The 21,661-nt window shown below is 43.7% G+C and carries 20 protein-coding genes and 1 pseudogene; 13 read left to right on the top strand and 8 right to left on the bottom strand.

All coding sequences use genetic code 11. The features are described from left to right. Positions 1-14: 14 nt before the first annotated feature. The 3 genes from L4D05_RS10850 to L4D05_RS10840 are packed head-to-tail and all read right to left on the bottom strand — an operon-like array spanning position 15 to position 2,793. The gene (locus L4D05_RS10850) at positions 15-860 is read right to left on the bottom strand and encodes an ABC transporter permease (protein WP_428793958.1); all 846 of its coding nucleotides are present in this window, start codon (positions 858-860) and stop codon (positions 15-17) included. Further along, positions 857-1,726: an ABC transporter permease gene (locus L4D05_RS10845; protein ID WP_428751925.1), complete on the bottom strand. Its 870-nt coding sequence runs from the start codon at positions 1,724-1,726 to the stop codon at positions 857-859. The genes L4D05_RS10850 and L4D05_RS10845 overlap by 4 nt, the downstream gene beginning before the upstream one ends. Then, positions 1,723-2,793 (bottom strand): ABC transporter ATP-binding protein, encoded by a 1,071-nt coding sequence (locus L4D05_RS10840; protein ID WP_428751924.1) that lies wholly within the window; start codon positions 2,791-2,793, stop codon positions 1,723-1,725. Before L4D05_RS10840 ends, L4D05_RS10845 begins: the two co-directional genes overlap by 4 nt. A 241-nt stretch (positions 2,794-3,034) precedes the next feature. On the opposite strand from L4D05_RS10840, the gene L4D05_RS10835 reads away from it, so the two are divergent. From L4D05_RS10835 to L4D05_RS10825, 3 genes are all read left to right on the top strand, one after another. Continuing rightward, complete coding sequence (locus L4D05_RS10835) at positions 3,035-3,862, top strand: glycerophosphodiester phosphodiesterase (protein WP_428793957.1); 828 nt, start codon at positions 3,035-3,037, stop codon at positions 3,860-3,862. Positions 3,863-3,942: 80 nt separating this feature from the next. Then, on the top strand, positions 3,943-5,067 hold the full coding sequence (locus L4D05_RS10830; protein ID WP_428793956.1) for an ROK family protein: 1,125 nt from the start codon (positions 3,943-3,945) through the stop codon (positions 5,065-5,067). A 21-nt stretch (positions 5,068-5,088) separates the two neighbouring features. Beyond that, a complete protein-coding gene (locus L4D05_RS10825) occupies positions 5,089-5,763 on the top strand; it encodes a DUF1868 domain-containing protein (RefSeq protein WP_428793955.1) in 675 nt (224 codons plus the stop codon). Here L4D05_RS10825 and L4D05_RS10820 read toward each other — a convergent pair. Then, positions 5,755-5,976, bottom strand: a pseudogene (locus L4D05_RS10820) (hypothetical protein); the annotation flags it as partial. The gene L4D05_RS10825 and the pseudogene L4D05_RS10820 sit on opposite strands and share 9 nt — an antisense overlap. A 191-nt stretch (positions 5,977-6,167) precedes the next feature. Between L4D05_RS10820 and ahpC the strand changes: the two are divergent. Further along, positions 6,168-6,725, top strand: coding sequence for an alkyl hydroperoxide reductase subunit C (gene ahpC, locus L4D05_RS10815; RefSeq protein ID WP_428793954.1), 558 nt, complete (start codon positions 6,168-6,170; stop codon positions 6,723-6,725). Between the two features lie 241 nt (positions 6,726-6,966). Further along, positions 6,967-8,559 (top strand): alkyl hydroperoxide reductase subunit F, encoded by a 1,593-nt coding sequence (gene ahpF, locus L4D05_RS10810; RefSeq protein WP_428793953.1) that lies wholly within the window; start codon positions 6,967-6,969, stop codon positions 8,557-8,559. Between the two features lie 61 nt (positions 8,560-8,620). On the opposite strand, the gene L4D05_RS10805 is transcribed toward ahpF, so the two are convergent. Continuing rightward, on the bottom strand, positions 8,621-9,589 hold the full coding sequence (locus L4D05_RS10805) for a chromosome partitioning protein ParA (protein WP_428793952.1): 969 nt from the start codon (positions 9,587-9,589) through the stop codon (positions 8,621-8,623). Next, positions 9,586-10,914, bottom strand: a complete 1,329-nt coding sequence (locus L4D05_RS10800) for a sphingomyelin phosphodiesterase (protein ID WP_428793951.1) — start codon at positions 10,912-10,914, stop codon at positions 9,586-9,588. The genes L4D05_RS10805 and L4D05_RS10800 overlap by 4 nt, the downstream gene beginning before the upstream one ends. A 330-nt stretch (positions 10,915-11,244) precedes the next feature. On the opposite strand from L4D05_RS10800, the gene L4D05_RS10795 reads away from it, so the two are divergent. The 4 genes from L4D05_RS10795 to L4D05_RS10780 all read left to right on the top strand — a co-directional run bounded on the left by L4D05_RS10795 (position 11,245) and on the right by L4D05_RS10780 (position 14,514). Then, entirely contained in the window at positions 11,245-12,177 is a 933-nt protein-coding gene (locus L4D05_RS10795; protein ID WP_428793950.1) for a lipase family alpha/beta hydrolase, read from the top strand. A 3-nt stretch (positions 12,178-12,180) separates the two neighbouring features. Then, entirely contained in the window at positions 12,181-13,056 is an 876-nt protein-coding gene (locus tag L4D05_RS10790; protein WP_428793949.1) for a lipase secretion chaperone, read from the top strand. 117 nt (positions 13,057-13,173) lie between these two features. Then, entirely contained in the window at positions 13,174-13,605 is a 432-nt protein-coding gene (locus L4D05_RS10785) for a DUF3010 family protein (RefSeq protein ID WP_428754727.1), read from the top strand. A 402-nt stretch (positions 13,606-14,007) separates the two neighbouring features. Then, on the top strand, positions 14,008-14,514 hold the full coding sequence (locus tag L4D05_RS10780) for a YgjV family protein (protein WP_428793948.1): 507 nt from the start codon (positions 14,008-14,010) through the stop codon (positions 14,512-14,514). Between the two features lie 130 nt (positions 14,515-14,644). Here L4D05_RS10780 and L4D05_RS10775 read toward each other — a convergent pair whose 3' ends face one another. Then, positions 14,645-15,490, bottom strand: a complete 846-nt coding sequence (locus tag L4D05_RS10775; RefSeq protein ID WP_428793947.1) for a universal stress protein — start codon at positions 15,488-15,490, stop codon at positions 14,645-14,647. A gap of 10 nt (positions 15,491-15,500) precedes the next feature. After that, positions 15,501-16,988: a SulP family inorganic anion transporter gene (locus L4D05_RS10770; protein ID WP_428793946.1), complete on the bottom strand. Its 1,488-nt coding sequence runs from the start codon at positions 16,986-16,988 to the stop codon at positions 15,501-15,503. Positions 16,989-17,504: 516 nt separating this feature from the next. On the opposite strand from L4D05_RS10770, the gene L4D05_RS10765 reads away from it, so the two are divergent. From L4D05_RS10765 to buk, 4 genes are all read left to right on the top strand, one after another. After that, positions 17,505-18,311, top strand: a complete 807-nt coding sequence (locus L4D05_RS10765; protein ID WP_428793945.1) for a LysR family transcriptional regulator — start codon at positions 17,505-17,507, stop codon at positions 18,309-18,311. Beyond that, positions 18,301-19,209, top strand: coding sequence for a LysR family transcriptional regulator (locus L4D05_RS10760; RefSeq protein ID WP_428793944.1), 909 nt, complete (start codon positions 18,301-18,303; stop codon positions 19,207-19,209). Before L4D05_RS10765 ends, L4D05_RS10760 begins: the two co-directional genes overlap by 11 nt. Positions 19,210-19,610: 401 nt before the next feature. Then, entirely contained in the window at positions 19,611-20,564 is a 954-nt protein-coding gene (locus L4D05_RS10755; protein WP_428793943.1) for a phosphate acyltransferase, read from the top strand. Continuing rightward, positions 20,561-21,640, top strand: a complete 1,080-nt coding sequence (gene buk, locus L4D05_RS10750) for a butyrate kinase (RefSeq protein WP_428793942.1) — start codon at positions 20,561-20,563, stop codon at positions 21,638-21,640. Before L4D05_RS10755 ends, buk begins: the two co-directional genes overlap by 4 nt. Positions 21,641-21,661 lie beyond the last annotated feature (21 nt).

Below are 21,661 nucleotides of genomic sequence, written 5' to 3'. Positions count from 1 at the left end.
GTATCCTCACGAAATTAAGCTTTACCTGTCGATTGAGACAAGTAGTTTCCTTTCAATAGACGTTCAATTAGTAACATCAGTAGTACATTTGGAATTACAAGGATCAGAGATACAACGGCAGCATCAGGCCTGATAAAGGAGTAACCCAAAAATGAATATAAGATGGTTGGAACCGTAATAAAATCAGGTGCACCAAGTACGTAGGACATGTTGAATTCCTCAATACTGATAACCAAACAGAAGATTGATGATGCAAGTAAGCTTGGCTTAAGCATAGGCAAAAAGGCGTGCTTAAAAGTCCCAATTTTGCCTGCGCCCATGTCTGAACAGGCATCAATCAAATCTTGCGGAATGGCTTTAAAACCGGCCGACAAAATACGAATAGCATAAGGTAAAGCCAATACTGTGTGAGCGATGACAATGTTGACGTATGGGTCGGTTAACCCTAGTTCAAGGAGCATTGCACTGAAAAAGACTGCCAAAATCATTGAAGGCATAACCATAGGTAGCAGTGACACCATTTCAGCAAGCTTTTTGCCACGAAACTCCATGCGGCCAAAGGCATAGGCTGTCGGCATTGCTAGTGTTATGGTTAAAATAGCTACCGCAGGTGCAACCGAATAACTGTTGCGCAGCGCTTCAGGGAGGGAAGTATTTTCCCACACTTCAACCCAACGCCCAAAAGAGAGAACTTGTGGGAATAAGTCTGGGTAGCTCCACGGGTGGTTTGGATCCACAAGAGACCAGATGATAGCCATCGCAAATGGCACACCAAGCCACAGTAAGTTGACTAGCACAAAGAAGGCAATGGAAATCAACATGACCCATTGGGTGTTCGTTAAGTTGCGTAGGCGACTCATGATGCTTTCTCCATATCCACAACAACGCTTTTACGTGTAACAAATGGTTGAGTTAGTAAAGTTAGAACAACAGCGGATAAACCGGCTAGAAGCATAATGACCATCGCGATAACTGCCGAGTTTTCCCACTCGTAGTACTGAGTTGCGGTAATGTTCATTAACATAGCCAGTGAGTAGCTACTGCGTGAACCAGCTACTGAAGCAAATGAGAAGTCACCGAGAGCGCCAATGAAAATTAGAATAGACGCTGCTTGTAATGCTGGAATCGTTAATGGAAAAATCACCTGACAGAATCTTGCCCAGCGAGTTGCGCCAAGGTCTAGAGCTGCATCCATTAGATCGCCTCGAATGCTCGCAATTGAACCGCTGATCAGGATTAATGCGAACGGTAAGTTTTTCCAAACTTGCAGCACCACAATGCTCCAGCCGAACTTGTCGTTAGACAGGCGCATCGGTTTATCAATAATACCGAGAGCTAATAGTGACTCGTTAAAAATACCGTGATAAGCGATCACGTTCATCAGTAAAAATGCTGCAACGAGCCCAGGAACAAACATAGGTGCACGTAAAACACCAATAATGGCAGGCTTACCCGGCATAGGCTTATGTAACCAAAGCGCAATAGGGTAGGCGAGCATAACTGCGCCTAATGTACCGAGTACTGAAGTTCTTAGAGAGTAAGCCACCGAGCGCCATAGAATAGGGTCACTCAGAGTGGTTTGCCAGTATTCAAAAGTCGCATTGGTTTCGCCCATCACACTAAACAAACCAAAGCTTTGCGCGACCACCACGTAGAGCGCGCTTCCCATGAGCAAGGCAATGGTGCCTACTCCGGGAATCAGCAATAAGTAGGGTTTTAGATTCATGCTCCAACTCCCTCTAAGAAACGAATACCAAACTCAGGCAGTTTGACGTGAATGGTTTCACCTTGGTGAGCTGAAACTCGGCCACTCAGCTGTAAACGGATTTTTTGTGGAGTCTCTGTCCCAATCCAACCAAATACGTCCAAGTTATTGCCTTGGAAAGCCGATGATTCGACTTTGACTTCAAAGCTGTTCGGTTCGCCTTTCTTACAAATTTCAGCGTCTTCTGGACGCCAGCAAAGAAAGATCTCACTCGCTTGTGGTTCCTCTGCGGACTCAATGATGAATTCACCCATGTTGCAGCTCACGCGGTATTGGTGGCTCTGTGAAGTTGGCTCAACATAAGCTTGGTGGATATTTGCAGCGCCGATAAAGTCTGCGACAAAGCGATTCGCTGGGCGGTAATAAATATCTTCAGGTGTCCCTATTTGTTCAATGTTGCCACCGTTAAGTACGACAATTCGGTCACTCATTGCCAACGCTTCAGCTTGGTCGTGCGTTACATAGATAGAAGTTAGATTATGCTGACGTTGCAGCTCTTTTATTTCGAAACGTACACCTTCACGCATTTTCGCATCAAGATTAGATAATGGCTCATCAAATAGGATGATGTCAGGACGAGTCACCATCGCACGAGCCAGTGCTACACGCTGTTGTTGACCACCTGATAGTTGTGCTGGCAGCTTATCCTTGTGCTCAACGAGACCAACCTGAGATAAGATTTCCGCTAAACGACGTTTTTGCTCATTTTTGTCGATTTTCTGTTGAACCATACCGAAACAAATATTGTGTGAAACACTTAGATGTGGGAATAAAGCATAGGATTGAAAGCACATTGCCGTCTCGCGCTTTTCTGGTGGAATTCGGTTTACTACACGCTCGTTCATCAAGATTTCACCTGATGTTGGCGTTTGGAATCCGCCGATCATTTTTAGCAATGTTGTTTTGCCACAACCACTTGGGCCAAGCAGAGTGACAAATTCGCCTTGTTCTACAGAGAAAGTGATCGCTTTAGACGCGTAAAAGTCACCATAAGTTTTAGTAACAGAACGAAGTTCCAAAATTGCCATGATTAACCTTTTTTTGAAAGTTTAAATTTGTAGTTAGATTATTTGTAGTTTATTTCAGTTTTGTTATTGAGCGGATTTTTTTACGCTAAAATCACTTGTCGATCACAGAAAGTTTAATAAGTAATTGTTTTAAAGTGTGTTTTGTTTTTGGGTTTTTGTTGCATTTTGTTTGTTGACAGTAAGTGTTATATCTCTGTATTCTAGATTAACCTTTTCTATATAGCTTAATGTGCGGTGCTCGATGTTTACTTTTAATGTGGCGAAAACGGGAAAAGTGCTAGTAAATAGCCATAGAGGTGACTGTATACGCTGCCCCGAAAATACCATGCCAGCATTCATTAGTGCCGTTGAGCGAAATACCAGCTGTATCGAGATCGATATCGCAATGACATTAGATGAAGAGCTGGTGGTGATCCATGACCCAAGTGTTAACCGCACTTCTAATGGGTGTGGCTATGTAGAACAAATGACGTTAGCAGAACTAGAAGCTTTGGATTTCGGTAGTTGGTTCCACTCGTCATTCGAAAGTACGCCTATTCCTAAATTTAACGCAGTGCTTGAATGGGCGATTGAACATGACGTTGGGTTAATTGTTGAGGTGAAACAAAGGCGAAACCATCACCGTTTTGCTGAAAAGTTTGCAGAATTGATCGAACACACTCCGAATTCATCAGCGTATATCCAACTACTGGGGTTTGACCATACTGTAATTAATCTGGTGAAAACTCGTTTGCCGGACATTCAATTGCAAGCCGTGACGTTAGCTCGCTATCAAAATCAGTTAAATGCCGTATTGGAATCAAATGCTTCTGCTGTGTGCGTGGAATACCCTTATACAACGCGAAGTGTGCTCGAAGATTATAAAAACTCGGGCTTAGTCACACGTTTGTATTTACCAAACAAAGATAAAAATATGAAACCAACTCAATGGTTTAATCAATATTATGGCTACGACGTACATAGTGACATTATTCAATGGTTGCGCGAAGGTCTCATTGATATGATTAGCCATGACGATATTGATATGCTGAAAGAGCTAGTACAAGAAGCGGGTATGGAGGCGATTTAACGCCGCACTTTTTGACTGATTATGCACTATCTACATAACTAATAATGCACGACTGAACCATAAATAGAGAATAGCTGAACATGTTAACTCCGATAAAACCATTACAACTAGAATTGACACCAGGACAGAAGAAGTTACTGGCGGTTTGTCGACAGCATAGCTCAGTACCGCGTGCAAAAATTGTTGAAAAAACAGGTTTGCGTAGTGGTTCTGTGACTAGCATTTCTAAAGAGTTACTGGCAATGAACATGATCAAAGAAGGACCAAGAGAGAAAATTGGTCGTGGCCAGCCAATCATCCCGTTGCAGTTGAACCCATATGCAGCTTTTTCATTTGGTATCGCCTTCCATATTCATAGGATTGAAGTAGGTTTGGCAAATTTCTGTGGTGAAGTGATTGATACTGAAATCATCGATTACGCTGAAGAGGCACCCATTGTCGATGTACTGCAGAATATTAAAACCCAAATCGACATACTAGTGGATAAGCACAAAATCCAACATGCTCGCATTCTTGGTATTGGTGTATCTATGCCGGGGCCTTCAGAGGGCGACGGAAAATCGATTCGTACGATTGTTCAGATGGAACATTGGCGCGATGTCGATTTAGCCACGGTTTTTGGTGACGTGTTCGAGTGGCCAGTGTGGATTGATAATGACTGTAACGTTGCAGCCGTTGGTGAGTTTTATTCTGGTCAGTGGCCAGAAGTAAGAAATATGGTGTTGTTCGAATTAGGCCATGGTGTGGGTGGTGGTGTGATCATCAATCGTAAACTTTACCGTGGTAGCCGCCATAATGCCGGTGAAATCGGAACGTACTTTAACCTGCTTGGTGAAGAAAATAAGCCAACGATCCGTGGCTTGTTGGATCAATTAGTCGCGTCAGGTTTAGAGCTAGATGGGCCTGAAGATATTCCCGGTTTGGAAAATGCGGTAGTGGCTGAATGGGTTCGATTTGCTGCTATTCAATTAAAGCCAATGCTGGTCCTGACGCTAGGCTGGTTTGACCCAGACTGTGTGATCATTGGTGGTTCTTGCCCGCAACATATCAGCCAAGCCCTTATTGATGAAATGGCGCTTGAAAAAAATTGGATCGAGTTTGAACGTTCGTACCCAATGGCTCAGTTTTCCCCTTCAAAAGTTGGATCGTCGCTAAATACCTATGGGGCATGTATGTTCCCTGTATTTCGCACGCTAGGTATTTAATAAAAACATCGGATAATTGTTATGAAATATGCACCAAGTGTGGGTGTTAAGTTCCATGAAAATGGAAGTGTAAGAACATTCCCAGGAAACACCTTTATTTGTCATCTTAATCAATCGTTACCTTTAATTGACGAATTGCGTTGGGCACAAAATCAGCTTAAGTCTATGAACTGCGGGAATAAATTTGCTTTTCTGCCGATTGAAAGTATGCATATGACGGTTTTTGAAGGCGTATGTGATCAGGTTCGTGAAGCACATAAGTGGACATCGAAATTAGACCTAGATGCTGAACTTTCAGCAACAACCGACTTATTTGCGACTAGAGCAAGCCAAGTGGGTGCGCAAGGTGGTTTCGAAATGATGTTTGACTACGTTTATAACTGCCCGATTGGTGGCACTGCAATCCGCATTAAACCGGCGAATGAGCAATCGACCCAAGCACTTAAACAATGCCGTGAAGTTTTAAAGTTAACGACAGGCATCAGTGTGCCGGATTTCGACGATTATCATTTTCATATTACATTAAGCTACCGTGTTATCGAGCTGGAAGAGCAGGATAAGAGCGAAATTGAACAAGTCACACAAAATATAAGTGAACGTATGAGTCAGTCTTTTGGAAGATTGACTCATGGACCCGTTGAGTTCTGTACTTTCCAAGACATGTTTAAATTCACACCTGTGCTTAAATTAGTCTAACCTTTCATTCGCTGCTATAAAGTGAACATTAAATACGGCATTAATCTCATCCAAGATTATGTTTTTCCCAGATTTTTGGGCGTTTATTAATATGTAACACTGTGTCTATTCCAATATTGGAAGTAGCCAAACATCAACATTCTTAGCCGCTTTGAACAGTGATACCGATGGCATTATCTGTCAAGCGGCGCTTCGTTGAATGATCAGTGCCAGTTCATCTGGCATTACACCGTTTCCGTTTCATAAAGATTTTTCTCGAACTGCACTCCTTTAATAGGAAACTCCTATCAAATAGATAGGAACAGACGAATTTCCTAAAACTCTCCGATGTTGCAATATACCTCCATCGGCGCAAAACAGCGCTTAACCTTCTAATAAAGAACAAGTTAAGAGAGAGCGATATTATGATTAACACGACTATCAAGCCATTTTCAGCAACGGCATTTAAACAAGGCGACTTCGTAGAAATCACCGAGCAAGACGTGAAAGGTAAGTGGGCAGTGTTCTTCTTCTACCCAGCAGACTTCACATTTGTATGTCCAACAGAGCTTGGTGACCTTGCAGACCATTACGCAGAGCTTCAAGCACGTGGCGTAGAAGTGTACTCAGTATCAACAGATACTCACTTTACTCACAAAGCATGGCACGACAGCTCAGACACAATCGGCAAAATCAACTACTACATGGTTGGCGACCAAACGGGCAACATCACCAATAACTTCGGTGTGATGCGTGAAGGCCAAGGCCTTGCAGACCGCGCAACGTTCCTAGTTGACCCAGAAGGTGTGATTCAAGCAATGGAAATCACAGCAGAAGGTATTGGCCGTGATGCAGAAGACCTAATGCGTAAAGTCAAAGCATCGCAATACGTAGCGGCTAATCCAGGTGAAGTTTGCCCAGCAAAATGGAAAGAAGGTGAAGCGACACTTGCTCCGTCTTTAGACCTAGTTGGCAAAATTTAAGCTGGCGTCTTAAGCCCACCGAGAACTCGCTAACAACCAATTAGCGTTAGCAGAAATTCGAGTCCGTGTTGCACGTCCCGCTGTCGCTTTTATTGTCTCTACCATTGGCACATAAAAGTGGGGGCGTGCAGCCCTTAAACAGTAAATATAGTTATTAACCAAACATCAAAAGGGTCTCTTTTTTATTCATCCCTTTTTAATTCCTTCTGATGTTAAGCAGTCTTATAGAGTAGGTATCGTTATGTTAGATCAAGCAATGAAGCAGCAGCTAAAAGCGTATTTAGAAAACGTAAAAACCCAAGTTCAATTGGTTCTCAGCCTTGATGACAGTGATACAGCAAGCAAGATCCAGTCTCTTGCCGATGATATCGCATCACTAAGCAGCAAAATTGACGTCGTTCGTGACGACGCTGCAAGTCCGAGAAAGCCTGTGATGCGCGTTGTTAACCCAGAAAAAGGCACGGCAATTGGCTTTGCTGGCCTGCCAATGGGTCATGAATTTACCTCACTTGTGCTCGCGCTGCTGCATACAGGTGGTCACCCAATCAAACTAGAAGCAGAAACGATTGAGCAAATAGCGCAGCTCAACTCGCCACTTGATGTAGAGATTTTTATCTCGCTATCATGCCAGAACTGCCCAGAAGTGGTGCAATCTTTCAATATGATGGCAGCCATTAACCCACTGATTAATGTCACTATGATTGACGGTGCAGCATTCCAAGATGAAGTGAAGCAGCGCGATATTATGGCGGTGCCAAGTGTATTCATTAATGGTGAGTTATTCGGTCAGGGCCGCATGTCGCTAAACGAAATCTTGAATAAAGTGGACACTGGTGCCGCTGAAAAGAAAGCGAACCAACTTAATGAAACTGCACCTTTTGATGTTCTGGTTGTTGGTGGTGGTCCTGCGGGTTCATCTGCAGCTATCTATGCGGCGCGTAAAGGCATTCGTACTGGTGTGGTTGCCGATCGCTTTGGTGGTCAAGTCATGGATACCATGGCAATTGAAAACTTTATCTCAATGAAATCCACTACCGGCCCGAGTTTAGTAGCGAGCTTAGAAGAGCATGTAAAAGAGTACGGGGTTGAAGTGATTACAGAGCAGCGCGCGGCAACCATCATTGACGCAGAAGATACCGAAGACGGCTACACGCATGTGGTATTGGAAAGTGGCGCAGTACTCAAAGCTCGATCTGTTATTACCAGTACTGGTGCACGCTGGCGTGAAATGAACGTTCCGGGTGAGCAAGAGTATCGTAATAAAGGTGTGGCTTACTGTCCTCACTGTGATGGCCCGTTATTCAAAGGCAAGCGTACTGCGGTTATCGGTGGTGGTAACTCAGGTATTGAAGCCGCTATTGACCTAGCTGGCATCGTTGAGCATGTTACCGTGCTTGAATTCGCCGACACGCTTCGCGCTGACCAAGTATTGATCGACAAAGCAAACAGCACAGCTAACATTGAGATCATTACGATGGCTCAAACCACGGAAGTACTGGGTGATGGCACGCGAGTTACTGGTCTTGAATATAAAGACCGTAATACGGATGAAATTAAGCGTGTTGAGCTGTCAGGTATCTTCGTTCAAATTGGTCTAGTACCAAACAGTGAATGGCTGAAAGGTACTAACGTTGCATTGTCGCCGCGTGGCGAAATCGAAATTGATGCGCATGGCGCGACGAGTATGAAAGGTGTATTTGCGGCGGGTGATGTGACCACAGTGCCATACAAACAAATTATTATTGCGATGGGCGAGGGTGCGAAAGCAAGTTTAGGGGCGTTTGATTTCTTGATTCGTAACCCTGCACCAGTGAAGCAAGCTGAAATCGCGTAACTCTAATCATTGGTAAACAAAGCGCTGTCCGCATAGTCGGGCAGCGCTTTATTGTGTTTAGTTAGTTGGTAAAGAACTCTCGTCGAAAGTTGGCTATCTGCTGTTGGTGGTGGTGCTGCCATTGCAATGCCGACAAATTCGCGTAGATAGTCGCTCGTTGTTGCGATAATTCTGATTCGAGTTGCTGTAATTCGCTCTGATAATCCCGAACAAGCGACTGTTGTTGTTTGACTTGCTGTTGCCGAGTGTCGATAGCATCACTTTCAGCTGGGGTTAGATAAGTCTGCTTGAGCTCGTTTATTATTGCTTGTCGTTCTGCTTCGTCTATGGCGCCTGGAATCAAAGCAACAGCACGCTCAAACTTAGCTTGATTGCTGTCTAGTCCAAGCGTCTCTTCTTTACCCTGCCATGTTTGCAATAGTTCTTCAAATGATGCTAGGTAATTTTGGATAGGTTCATTGTTAAGCTGTTCGGCTTGTAAACTAAAATCATAGAGTGCAAATTCATCTTCTAAAATCACGTTGGCCAATGGACCCCAAATCCTGTGAGCGTCGGCCTTAAATTGTGCAATTCTAGACGCTAAAGTCTGCTGTTTATCGAACAAGAGGTTACCAATGCTCTGTTGCCATTGGTTGTTTAATTGCTGGAAGTTCTTAACCAGTTCATAGCGATCGTGGGACAAATATGTTTCCAATTCGGATAACAGGTTGTCGCAGTTTTGCTCAGACATGCAGGTACGCCAAAAAACGTCGATTTCTCTGACTAATGCTCGCCCTTTGAGCGTATTCAATTGCTCAGCGAGGGTTGGCATCGTAGCCGATGTCTTGTGCACTGGCAGTTTCATCCCCTTCGTTCCCCCTATCGTAGAAAAAACTGGGGAGTCATAGTCTGGACGGGGCGGGTCATCCTCTATGATGGGAGTGACGACTTGGTTTTCACTTTGTTGCTTTTTAATCGAGAACAAATTAATCGACAGCAAAGCTGTGCCCGCCAATACGACGGACACAATGATTAGAGAAAATCGTTTCATGGTTTAATCAAGGAAGTGACAGGGAAGTGATCGGATAGGTTGTAGTGTGTCCACAAACTATCAGCGGTCGAACGCGGTACATCAACGCGGTTATCATTAAACGACTTTTTACCATATTCGTTGCTGACCATGACGTAATCCAAGTATTCGACGTTCTCACCTCCGGATAAGGCTTCACCAGCAAAATTATTAACACGTGGGTCGAAGGTGGAAGCGGTGTAACCGGAATAGCTAGGTTCTACGGCGCTCAGATTCGCGACCATCTGTTGGTAATCACCGGGGAATTTGAGTTTATTGACGTTAAAATCACCACTGTAGATAACGGCTTCATTGGTTGGAATCTTGAGTGATGTTGCCAGTGCTCTTATTTGCTGGAATTGGCGCTGACGGTACTCACGCGCCGTGTCAGTATCAAAGGATGCAGTGTGAGTTGCAAACACGTGGTAAGCCTGACCTCCTTTGATTACCTCAGCGTAATTCACGCCTTTGTCTGCGAAACAGTCGGTGCCTGTGCAGTCTGGGAAGACGTATTGTGCTTCGTTTACGATAGGGTAGCGACTGACGATGATCACGCCTCCGTCATAGATATTGAAGCCGTCTTTATCGAGCATTTTTGTTTGGTATGGATACTCCTTAGCTAGTTCTCGCAAAAACGCTTCACGGCCGCTTGCAAACACTTCTTGCAGTGCTAATACGTCATAACCTTTGACGTATTCCGGAATCAGTTGGTAACGATCACCAATATGCGAGGCAATGGCTGGCAGTGCCCAGATATTGTAGGTCATCAACTTAAGATTTTGTTCGTTGTCGTCGACCTTTTCAATGATTTTCGTTGGTGTGATGGTGTAATGCAGATCGTCGTAGCGTGCTGTGCTCGTAGATTTAAACGCCAACTCTGCGCTTCGCGAACCAAATGAGTCGGTACTAGCACGGTGAATATTTCGGTCATCTTTTAAATCTAAGGCAACATCGACGGCTGACATACCGTACTCAATGGTTGAGTTGTACCAGTGGCCCTCCATCAGTTGATTTAACGAAACGCTCTCTCCTTGAGGGTTGGAAACGACGGTTTCAAATCGGTACGTTTGATTGGATTTCACGCCTTCCCAGCGATTAAAACTTAGTACTGATTTGGTTTGCCAAGGCCCAAGCTCTTGCACGTGCTGTTGCCACTCATCACCGTACTGAAGTAAGTCACTGCCTTCATGTGTGACTTGTATTGTTAAAGGCTGATCTGAATTGTTCGTTAGGTAAACATCGGTGTCTGCCAAAGTTGGCAAGGCAACGAAACCACTTAATAAAAGACACCACTGCGAAAATTTCATCTTGTTATCCATAGTTAGTATTAGAGCAATAAGTCTGATTTACAAATGTTACTCAAGCGTTAAATTTTAATTACGCAAACTTAAATAGTGAATTTTGTTGAATAGATGTGATCTGAGTTCAAATTATTCATTGGTATTGATATGTCTAATAATTAAATAAGCCACAAAACCGAGTGTGAGGGCTCGTTCTGCGACCCACCACTATGTATGGGAGGGATTGGGAAGACGATATTCTGGCTCAATATCACATTTATTTAACATTCTTTGGCGATTGAAAAGCGAGCAAACTACGCTCACTTACTCATCAGAGGTCTGACAAGGAGGTGTTAAATGAAAGCGTTATATTCACTTATTTTATGCAGTGTGGTGGCATTTAATGTTCAAGCCATCAGTTTTGGGGCGAGCAAAGGTTACACGGAAACGAAGTACCCTATTGTGCTTGTTCACGGTTTATTTGGTTTTGATACATTGGCCGGTTTTGATTATTTTTATGGCATTCCGCAATCGCTAGGGAAAAGTGGTGCCGACGTTTACGTTGCACAAATATCGGCGACGAATAGCTCAGAAGTAAGAGGTGAACAATTACTGGCACAAGTCGAGAACGTGCTGGCACTGACCGGTGCAAAAAAAGTGAACCTCATTGGGCATAGCCATGGTGCCCCAACTGCGCGATATGTGGCGGCGGTTGCACCAGAAATGGTGGCGTCAGTGACCAGTGTTGGTGGGGTAAATAAAGGATCTCAGGTGGCGGATCTTGTTCGTAAAACGATACCGGAAGGGTCACCCCCCGAAGCAATAGCAGTGCAACTGGCCAATGCATTAACAACGTTAATTGGTGTGTTGTCAGGAGGAAGCGATTTGCCACAGGATGGGCTAAGTTCATTGCAAGCGTTAACGACGGAAGGTTCGTTGGCATTTAATGCGCATTATCCAGAGGGGGTGCCCACTTCTACATGTGGCGATGGTGAATGGCAGGCGGATAATGGCGTATTTTATTATTCGTGGACGGGTATCTCAACGTATACCAATCTTCTTGATCCCATCGATCCTGCGCTGTTGATTCTGGGTTTAACTTTTGATGAGCCAAATGACGGATTGGTTGGACAGTGCAGTAGTCATTTAGGTCGAGTCATTCGTGATGACTATAAGATGAATCATTTAGATGAAATCAACGGGTTGCTTGGTATCCATCACCTGTTTGAAACTGATCCAAAAACCGTTTATCGACAACATGCCAATCGCCTCCAGAGACAAGGATTGTAAGTGATGAGACGGCTGTTAAAAGTTAAGGTGTTGATTGCCGTTATAAGCGTTGTGACCATGGCTATAGCAGCATGGTCTACGTTGACGGATGCGCCAGCAAGTTTGCTACAGGCACCATCACAGCGCGGTACCGTTATTGACCAAGCATCAGAACGAGATACGTTTGAGTATTTTATTTCAGCGTTAGATCAAGAAAATAAGACGACCATTACGCAAAGGTTTGAACGCTATAACCAGCAGTTGCCAAATTCTGAGCAGTTAGAGTTTGAGCTGTTTGAAAAATATATGCGCTACAAAGCTGCATTGGCCAATCTTGAACGATCTGGGGAATCGACCACGGACTTACATGCGTTGCATGAGCAAATGCTATTGATTCAGGCGCAGTTCTTCACGGATACAGAGCAAGAGCGTTTGTTTGGCGAAGAAAACTTACTGCGGCAACTTGCGCTGACCAAAAAAGTAATACAAGCGTCGGCGCAAAGTGCTGAGGAGTTTCAACTGCGGTGGCAAAGTGAACTTGATCAGTTATCTCCAGAACTGCAAAAGAGCTTTTATAATGCGAGCGTGCTGACAGCGTTAAATGACACCAACTCGATGGAAGAACAAAGCCAATTTATCGCTAGAGAGGCGCTTGTCGGCGGCGAGGCGACACAGAGATTAGTGATACTTGATGAAAAGCGAGCGGCATTTGATCGACAGGTTCAATCTTATTTGGTTGCTAGAGCGGATATATTGAACAATGAATCGTTTGATGAAAACGAGCGACAATTAGAAATTCAAGCATTGAGAAAGCCTCTATTTGATAGTAATCAATTGCGTCGAATTGAAGCATTAGAACGAATTCACGATCAACAGAGTGGGGAGGGAAATGACAACTGAGTGATCCTTGTCGGGATTGGTAGGCTTAATCTCCAAATAGCCATAGTCAAATCTCGTGCTGGTACAGAACGGCAACCCACCGTATAATCGCAGGTTCATCAAAAACAAGGTAATGAAATGAAAATTTGTGGTGTTGAAATTAGTGGTAATGACGCGATTGTAAGTCTGTTGTCACTTTCTGATGGGGTGTTTACCATTCTTGATTGCCGAGTGGCAAAAGTATCGATAGGCGATGCAAACGACACTCAAAAAATGAAAGATTTTCAGTTTTCGTTCGCTAAATTAATGCAAGACTATCAGATTGAAAAGGTGGTCATTCGCCAACGTCAGACTAAAGGCAAGTTTGCTGGTGGTGCTGTTGGCTTTAAACTGGAAGCGGCGATTCAACTTATTGAAGGGATTTCCGTTGATGTTGTACCTGCAACAGAAATCAAAGAGCACTTGAAACGAAACCCACTTGCGGTTCCGTTTAAAGAAATTGGCCTTAAGCAATATCAAGAGCAAGCCTTCCTTGTGGCTTATGCATGTGTGATGGGCTCAAATAGTTAATTGCAGAGCTTTAAGATTAGGAGAGAGTATTTGATTGCTCTCTCTGATCTCTTGATAACTAAATTGCAATCACACGTAACATTGCTTTGTTTTTTCTATCTGTGTAGATAAGGTAGAATCGTCTAAAGCATTAATATTAGCCAAGTAATATTAACCAAGTAGAGGAGTTGAAGAGTGACCATATTAGCGAACTTTCCATCCTCGAATCTCCCTTCCCAATGCGATGCTGTCGCCATTTACCTCCCCTGTCACTAATATTTCGCTCGCTCAAAGTATAAGAGAATTATGAGTCGAGAGGCTGAACGCGATTAGCCTTTATGAACAGTAACTTTTATGCAGTTTGAGTAAATGACCCAAATTTCTTTAATTTTGTGTTCTTTTTGACTGGTAAGTGGAGGGTTCATGTCCCTTTTTTTTGCGTCCCAAATATTGGTTGGTTTGGCGGCTTTATTCGATATCGCGTCATTTCAGTTTAAAAATCGTACGTTTTTGTTGTCGTCCTTAAGTATTTCAGCGCTATTGATTGCTTCGCATTTTGCTTTGTTGCAAGAGTGGACTGCGGCTTGTTTGCTTGTGATTGGCGCTTGTCGTTATTTTACTGGCATTTTTATCTCTGATCCTAGAATGAAATGGTTATTTTATTTTGTAACTGTATTGGGGGCTATTTATACGTTCAGTGGGCTAACGAGTTCGTTAAGTTGCCTTGCTTCGCTGCTTCATACCAAAGCATCGTTTAGCCGTAACGATAAGTTAATGCGCATTCTCATGGTAATAGGAACGATAGTTTGGGGGATACACGATGTTATTGTTGGTTCACCTGTTGCAGTTCTAATCGACATTTTATTTGTTGTTAGTAGTGTTATTGGCTATTACAGGATTTATATTAAAGAAGCCATTTTGATAGACTAATTATGCGTTGAACAAAGCATTATGATTAAGTATTGCCATTCGCTTTGCACTAAATGAAAATTGTAGAATGATCAGTAGCTTATGATACTAGTTTTGATCATTCTACAAAACGCTGCAGCGTCAGTACTGATTAGCGAATGAGTAATAAGGGAACCGTGCTATTGGCTAACACTTGCGTTGTATTACTGCCAACAAAATATTGCCTTAATTTTGAGTGGCCGTAGGCTCCCATGACGATCAATCCGATCTGATGTTGTTGTTGATAGTGAAGTAATGCCTCATCAACGGGGCCGTTAAGTTTTGCTGCTGTAACCTCTACGCCTGCGTTTTGCAGTTGTTGTTTCGCTTGCTCAAACGCGACACTTTTGTTTCCTGACTCATCAATGGTGGTGAGATGGCAGGGCAAATCTTTAAGTAAAGCTGTTCGGGTGGCTTTTTCAATTAGCTTTTGGCTAATTGGGCTACCGTCAAAAGCAATCATATAAGAGGTAGGGGCGGTGAAGTGGTCAGTGACCACGAAAATGTGCTCGTGGACCGCTCGAATCACGCTCTCTAGTTGGGACCCGATGGTATTCTCAGTGTTGTGATGTTCTCCCGACTTGCCAATGACTAACACTCGTAATTCGCTGGTGAGATCGGACAGGCTTTCGACTAGGCTGCCATGCCGTTGCAATTTACTGACGTCATTGACCCCGTCTCGACATGCCCATTCATAGGCAGACTCGAGCATTTTATGACTGTGTTTAAGCATTATTTTGCTTCGTGTTTCGTCAAGCTCCGCCAATTCTTCTAGCAACTCTTCTTGGCTTCCAAGCCCAATTTGACCAGAAAACTCACTAGCAACAGGACGCGTTGTTTTATCCAATGCATGGAAAAGAATGAGTGGGGCAGCGAGTTTTTTTGCGACCCAAGCACTGCCTTCACAAGTTGAAATAGTGGACTGAGAACCATCGATACAAGCAATTATGTTTTTCATTTTTTCTTCCTTAATGTCCGGCCAATAATTTTTCTACTTCTTCTGGCTTATCATGTACGCCAAATTTGTCCACGATGGTACGTGTTGCTTGGTTCATGCCGATTAAGTTGACTTGGGTGCCTTCGCGGCGAAACTTGACGACGACTTTATCTAACGCAGAGACGGACGTGACATCCCAAAAGTGCGCTGAGGATAAATCTATACTGATGGTCTCAATGACTTCTTTAAAATCAAACGATTCAATGAATTTATCTGAAGATGCAAAGAATATCTGTCCTACCACCGTATATTTGCGAACATGATCCTCTGCCGGCTGATTTTTTATGATCATCATGCGACTAATCTTATTAGCAAAGAACAAGGATGCGAGCAAGACACCAACCAATACACCAATGGCTAAGTTATGGGTAGCGACGACAATGCTGACGGTCGCAAGCATAACGATATTAGTGGAAATAGGGTGTTTTTTAAGGTCGGCAATCGAGCGCCAAGAGAAGGTGCCGATTGATACCATGATCATGACTGCGACCAACGCCGCCATGGGTATTTGTTTTAGCCAAGGCCCAAGAAAGACCACCATGATAAGTAGGAATACTCCGGATGATAGGGTGGATAGACGTCCTCGTCCGCCCGATTTTATATTGATCATCGATTGACCAATCATGGCGCATCCCGCCATTCCTCCTAAGAATCCGGTAAAAACATTGGCGATTCCTTGGCCTTTGCATTCTTGGTTTTTGTCACTGTTGGTATCGGTCAAGTCATCCACAATAGTGGCCGTCATCATTGACTCTAAGAGGCCTACAACCGCAAGTCCAACGGCGTAGGGGAAGATGATCTGCAGGGTCTCCAAGTTGAGTGGAACATCTGGCCAAAGGAAAATGGGTAAAGTATCAGGTAAATCGCCCATGTCACCGACCGTTCGAATATCAATATTAAACATCATGGTGAATATGGTGAGGGTGACAATGCAGACTAAAGGGGAGGGAACCAATTTTCCGACAACAGGAAGGTAGGGAAAGAGGTAGATAATCGCTAACCCAGCACCAGTCATAGCGTAGACATGCCAAGTGACGTTAGTGAGTTCAGGAAGTTGAGCCATAAAAATGAGAATGGCTAACGCGTTAACAAAGCCAGTAACGACTGAACGAGAGACAAAACGCATCAGATTACCGAGCTTTAGATAGCCAGCTAAAATTTGTAGCAGGCCCGTTAGAATGGTCACCGCGAGTAGGTACTCTAGGCCATGCTCTTTAACGAGGGTCACCATTAAGAGTGCCATTGCTCCTGTGGCGGCGGAGATCATGCCAGATCGTGCACCGGTGAACGCGATTACGACGGAAATACTGAAGGAGGCATATAACCCTACTTTTGGGTCGACTCCCGCAATAATTGAAAAAGCGATTGCTTCAGGGATGAGAGCGAGGGCGACGACGATACCTGCGAGCAGGTCGCCACGGATGTTAGACATCCAGTCAAGTTTGAAGTTTGTATACATTGAGTTCTCAATTTTTGCACGGCAAAACGCACCAGATAATATCTGGGGTAAGTGCTGCTGATCTGAATTTTTGGCGCGACAAATTAGCCTAAATTGGCTGATTATGAGTAAGCGCAAAGGTGAGCATGGTACTAAAGGTAGTACAGTGCTTAAGTTAGCAATGAGTGCTATAGAGGGGGGGATGGAGCGTTTAAGGCGGCGTAATTAACACTGTGATTAATATCCTCTTACATTTGAATGTGGCGGGATTGTACCCTGATATTTAGATAAAGCATACCTCTAATTGGATTGATTCGCATGTGTGTTGTTTTGGATGAATGTCGGGGACTTTTGCATAGAGGACAACGTCACTCTCTATTAGAAATGATGATCCATTGACATTGATGATCGATCTATTGGTTTGAGTTTTAGTGATATTTATCAATACTTCGTATCATATTGATTGGTGTGATGTGATATGTGGCAAATGGCGTGGTAGGGTGATGGTTATTTACAAAATCATGTCGATGGGCGTATATGTATAGTGACGAACAGCTGAGAGTCTTCTCTAAGGTTGCTGAGAGTGGCTCCTTTAGTAAGGTTGCATCCGAAATAGGGCGAACGCAATCTGCGGTCTCATTATTGGTGGCTAAACTTGAAACTGAGCTAGGTTATCAGGTGTTCGATCGTATTGGGAAAAAAATAGAAATCAATTCTCGTGGCCAAAAGCTTTACCGATTATGCCAACAACGGGCGCTAGCCATTGGTCGACTATCTTCTATTGCTAACGCTTTGCAACAACAAGTTGAAAGTGAAATCAGGATATTTATTGACCGTGAAATTAACCCTGCGTCCACCATCGCAGCCTTAAAAGAGTTCCATCAACAGTTTCCCCATACACAAATCGTTATGCAAGAAGACTGGAAATGTTCGGATTTGGCGCTAGTGGCGGATGAGTTAATCGAAGAGTCTGACAAACGCGATAAATTATTCAGGCTGTTTGTAGAAGACACATTTATCCCTGTCACTGCTCCGGAAGGCTATAAATATGAGTGCTATATTCAGGTGCCTTGGGGGCCTCAAAGCGTGACTAGCCACCATTTGATGACGTCGTGCCCGAATGTCGCTATTCAAATGGTCGTGAATAATATGGGGTGGTGTTGGATTCCAGAGTATTTGCTAGAGGGTTACCACTGTGGAGTTGATTACATCATCATGGAAGGGGTCTCGCCTATTTTCAAGAGATACAGCCTTGCAAGCCGGATCGATAGTGGGCCTGGAGTGACTTGGTTGGCAAAACAAATATTGGCGATTCAGAATAAAGGACACGATCATGCAGATTGATGCGCTAAAATCGCTACTTGCGATTAAACAGGCTGGGTCGATTAGCATTGGCGCCAAAATGCTGGGTAAGAGTCCATCTCAAGTGAGTGTATGGCTTAGTAGTTTAGAGGCGGACTTAGGCGTCAATTTAATTGATCGCGAAGGTTATCGTGCTAACTTGACGCCCGAAGGCGAGGTTATTGCCCGTCATGCAAAAGATGTCTTGTCTGAGTTTGAAAGTATTGATAAAAAAATACTTGAACACAGTGCTTCTGATCCCACACAGCTTAATATAGCGTTGCTAGATGCCCTTCCTGTTTATCCATTTAGTGATACGTTATGGCAACTACAAAAATTTAAACCTGATCTTGGGATTCAAGTCGAGCATCTCCATACCAAAAATATTTTAGCGGGTGTAGAGAATGGCGATGTGGATTTTGGTGTGATATTTTTTCATGGCAATGTCTACTCAGGAATAACAGAACATATAATTGGTTATACTGAGATAGTCACTGTTGTTGCAAAGCAGCATCCCCTTGCTCAGTATCCCAATGAATTTAGTACAGATGACCGAGTCGGCCATTTACACCTACTACCTAAAAGTTATTTGGGCTTTGGGATTGATAGGGTATCAAAGTACAGTGAAAACTATTGGCTGATGGACAGCTTTGAAATGTTGATATCGTTATTAATTGAAGGCGTTGGATGGGCTGAACTTCCCTATCATTGGGTTAGGCCATACATTGAGTCGGGAAAATTAGTACAGCTAAGGCCAAAGGGTGCCAGCTCTCTATGGTGGCCGTTACAGCTTATTTGGCGCAAGCATCGTCCATTGGATAGTACTGCACTTTGGTTTATTGAACGTATGAACTGCCCAAAACCTGGGTTATCAGTAACGGGTATCCCTTTTAACCGCTAGGCATGATAAGCAGTGACCATGAAGAGATGGTCATTCTTATCGCTATATTTTCTTCCTTTTAAAATTGTACAAACCTTGTCCTAATATGGTGGACGGCTCGCTAACACATCAACGTTACCACCAAATATATGAAGATATAGGTCAATAATTTCATGTTTACTTCAGCCTCTTATTAGTTTTTTTAACTAAGCTTGACCTCAATTGTTTATTTTCTTTGTCGACCGACCTCTCAAATCCACATTATTAGTACGACAATTTTATTCTTTGTCGTTCGCTTATAAGTTTTTCCGCTCGACTCTAATTTAGTTCGTACGATGCAATGCAATAGACTTTGGCTTATTCAATCACATGGTTGCGAGTGTCATAGCTCCAATCAGTAAGCACGAAAGGAAGTCATTAGAATGGCGAATATTGCACGATTTTTAGCGCAAATCAGTAAACGCAACATCGGATTAAAGCACGTCGTTGTTGCCGCGCCCCATGACGTAGCGACGCTCTTGGCAATTGACCTAGCCCGACAAGAGCTAAACATTGAAGCGATTCTTGTTGGCGACAGAAAGAGAATTTTGGTCGCAGCAGAAATGTCTGGAGTGAATTTAGAACATTACGAAGTTTTATCGGTAGTCGGCGACCTGCCAATTGCTGAGTCTTCCGTCAGACTGATCTCTGAAGGGAAAGGGCATGTATTAATGAAAGGGATTATTGATACCTCAGTCCTATTGAAACAAGTACTTAAGAAAGAGTATGGGCTAAGAACGGGCAGTTTGTTGAGCCACACTGCACTTTTATTGCCTCCTAATGAAGACCACTATTATCTGCTCACCGATGCGGGAATGAATATCTCGCCTTCGTTATTAGAAAAGAAAAAAATAATCGAGAACTCTGTGCAAATGGCGCATGCATTAGGTAATCCAAAGCCTAACGTTGCAATGCTTTGTGCGAAAGAAAAAGTGTATGAAAAAATGCCGGCGACATTGGATGCGGAGGCGCTAAAAAAACTCTGTGCAGAAGGAGAGATTGAAGGTTGCATTGTAAGTGGCCCTTTGCAGTTAGACCTCGCTATCTCACGTGAGTCAGCAAGCATGAAAGAGTGCGATGATCCTGTGGCTGGCAACGTTGACATCTTTGTTGCTCCAACGATTGAAGTAGGGAATGTTTTTGGTAAAGCACTCAAGTACATGGGAGGTTATGCCTATGCGGGGGTAGTGCTAGGCGCCAAGATTCCGGTTGTTGTTGTATCACGATCCGATAGCGAACAAGAAAAGCTGCTTTCAATTGCAATGGCGTGTGCCGGTGATTTTGGCAGTGCGAATCAAAATACTAAAGCAGAAAGTGAATTGGAGGGGGCGTTGTGAATATTTTAGTCATTAACCCAGGTTCGACTTCGACAAAAATAGGGCTCTTTGAAAATAAAAATAAATGCTCAGAGTATGTTATTCGTCATACAAGTGAAGAGCTGTCAGTCTTCGAAAATGTAACCGACCAATATGAGTTTCGTAAGCAACTTATTGTCAATGTACTGAACGAGAATGATATTTCACTCACCGATATTGATGCCATTGGTTGCCGAGGAGGAGCGCTAAAGCCAATTCCTGGTGGAACTTATCTTGTTGATGAACAAGTTTGTCAGGAGCAGGCTAATAGCCTGATACAGCACCCCTCTAGTTTGGCATCACTCATCGGTTTTGACTTAGCAAATGAATTGGGCATCAAAGCTTATTTTACCGACTCTCCTGTTACTTATGAGTTGAGTGACCTGGCGTCATACAGCGGACATAGAGACATTAAGCGACAGGGCCGTTTTCATGCCTTAAACGCAAAAGCCGTCGCCCAGACTTTCGCAGAGGAAAACCAGCGTAGTTATTCCGATATCAATGTGATTGTGTGTCATATGGGCGGAGGTATTACGGTTAGTGTTCATGAACAAGGGCAAGCAGTTGATGCTACTGACGCTATTTCTGAGGGACCAATGACGCCAGAGCGTAGTGGCAAACTCCCTTCACGTGAGCTGGTTGATTTGTGTTACTCGGGCAAATACACCCATGCCGAAATGAAAAAACAGCTGCAAGGAAAAGGAGGGATAGTCAGCTACCTCGGAACTGCAGACATGGTTGAAGTCGAGCGTGCAGCACAAGCCGGTGATCAGGAAGCGCAAAAAATCTTGGATGTGCTGATTTATCAGGTAGCTAAAGAAATCGGCGCTATGGCACCTGTGGTCAAAGGTAAGATCGATGGCGTCCTCCTAACAGGTGGTATTGCTTTTAGTCAATATGTTGTTGAAGGCATCAAAGCGCGTGTTGGCTATCTCGCTGATATAGCGTTATTTCCTGGTGAGATGGAGCTAGAAGCTTTGGCGGCTGGCGTTCTACGAGTTTGCAAACTAAACCAACCCGTTAAACGTTATGGCGAACATGTTGAAGTGTGCGATTAACAAGACAATAAAAATTAGGAA

This window comes from Vibrio nomapromontoriensis, from assembly GCF_050337205.1.
Lineage (GTDB): Bacteria > Pseudomonadota > Gammaproteobacteria > Enterobacterales > Vibrionaceae > Vibrio > Vibrio nomapromontoriensis.
Note: the sequence above shows the minus strand (reverse complement) of the source record. Positions and strands in the feature narration are given on the sequence as shown.

Coding starts and splice junctions, on each gene's coding strand:
- L4D05_RS10835 (WP_428793957.1), top strand. CDS start 3,035: ATGTTTACTTTTAATGTGGCGAAAACGGGAAAAGTGCTAGTAAATAGC.
- L4D05_RS10770 (WP_428793946.1), bottom strand. CDS start 16,988: ATGTATACAAACTTCAAACTTGACTGGATGTCTAACATCCGTGGCGAC.
- L4D05_RS10795 (WP_428793950.1), top strand. CDS start 11,245: ATGAAAGCGTTATATTCACTTATTTTATGCAGTGTGGTGGCATTTAAT.
- L4D05_RS10800 (WP_428793951.1), bottom strand. CDS start 10,914: ATGAAATTTTCGCAGTGGTGTCTTTTATTAAGTGGTTTCGTTGCCTTG.
- L4D05_RS10840 (WP_428751924.1), bottom strand. CDS start 2,793: ATGGCAATTTTGGAACTTCGTTCTGTTACTAAAACTTATGGTGACTTT.
- L4D05_RS10790 (WP_428793949.1), top strand. CDS start 12,181: ATGAGACGGCTGTTAAAAGTTAAGGTGTTGATTGCCGTTATAAGCGTT.
- L4D05_RS10850 (WP_428793958.1), bottom strand. CDS start 860: ATGAGTCGCCTACGCAACTTAACGAACACCCAATGGGTCATGTTGATT.
- L4D05_RS10830 (WP_428793956.1), top strand. CDS start 3,943: ATGTTAACTCCGATAAAACCATTACAACTAGAATTGACACCAGGACAG.
- L4D05_RS10775 (WP_428793947.1), bottom strand. CDS start 15,490: ATGAAAAACATAATTGCTTGTATCGATGGTTCTCAGTCCACTATTTCA.
- L4D05_RS10805 (WP_428793952.1), bottom strand. CDS start 9,589: ATGAAACGATTTTCTCTAATCATTGTGTCCGTCGTATTGGCGGGCACA.
- L4D05_RS10760 (WP_428793944.1), top strand. CDS start 18,301: ATGCAGATTGATGCGCTAAAATCGCTACTTGCGATTAAACAGGCTGGG.
- L4D05_RS10780 (WP_428793948.1), top strand. CDS start 14,008: ATGTCCCTTTTTTTTGCGTCCCAAATATTGGTTGGTTTGGCGGCTTTA.
- L4D05_RS10825 (WP_428793955.1), top strand. CDS start 5,089: ATGAAATATGCACCAAGTGTGGGTGTTAAGTTCCATGAAAATGGAAGT.
- ahpF (WP_428793953.1), top strand. CDS start 6,967: ATGTTAGATCAAGCAATGAAGCAGCAGCTAAAAGCGTATTTAGAAAAC.
- L4D05_RS10845 (WP_428751925.1), bottom strand. CDS start 1,726: ATGAATCTAAAACCCTACTTATTGCTGATTCCCGGAGTAGGCACCATT.
- ahpC (WP_428793954.1), top strand. CDS start 6,168: ATGATTAACACGACTATCAAGCCATTTTCAGCAACGGCATTTAAACAA.
- L4D05_RS10755 (WP_428793943.1), top strand. CDS start 19,611: ATGGCGAATATTGCACGATTTTTAGCGCAAATCAGTAAACGCAACATC.
- L4D05_RS10765 (WP_428793945.1), top strand. CDS start 17,505: ATGTATAGTGACGAACAGCTGAGAGTCTTCTCTAAGGTTGCTGAGAGT.
- L4D05_RS10785 (WP_428754727.1), top strand. CDS start 13,174: ATGAAAATTTGTGGTGTTGAAATTAGTGGTAATGACGCGATTGTAAGT.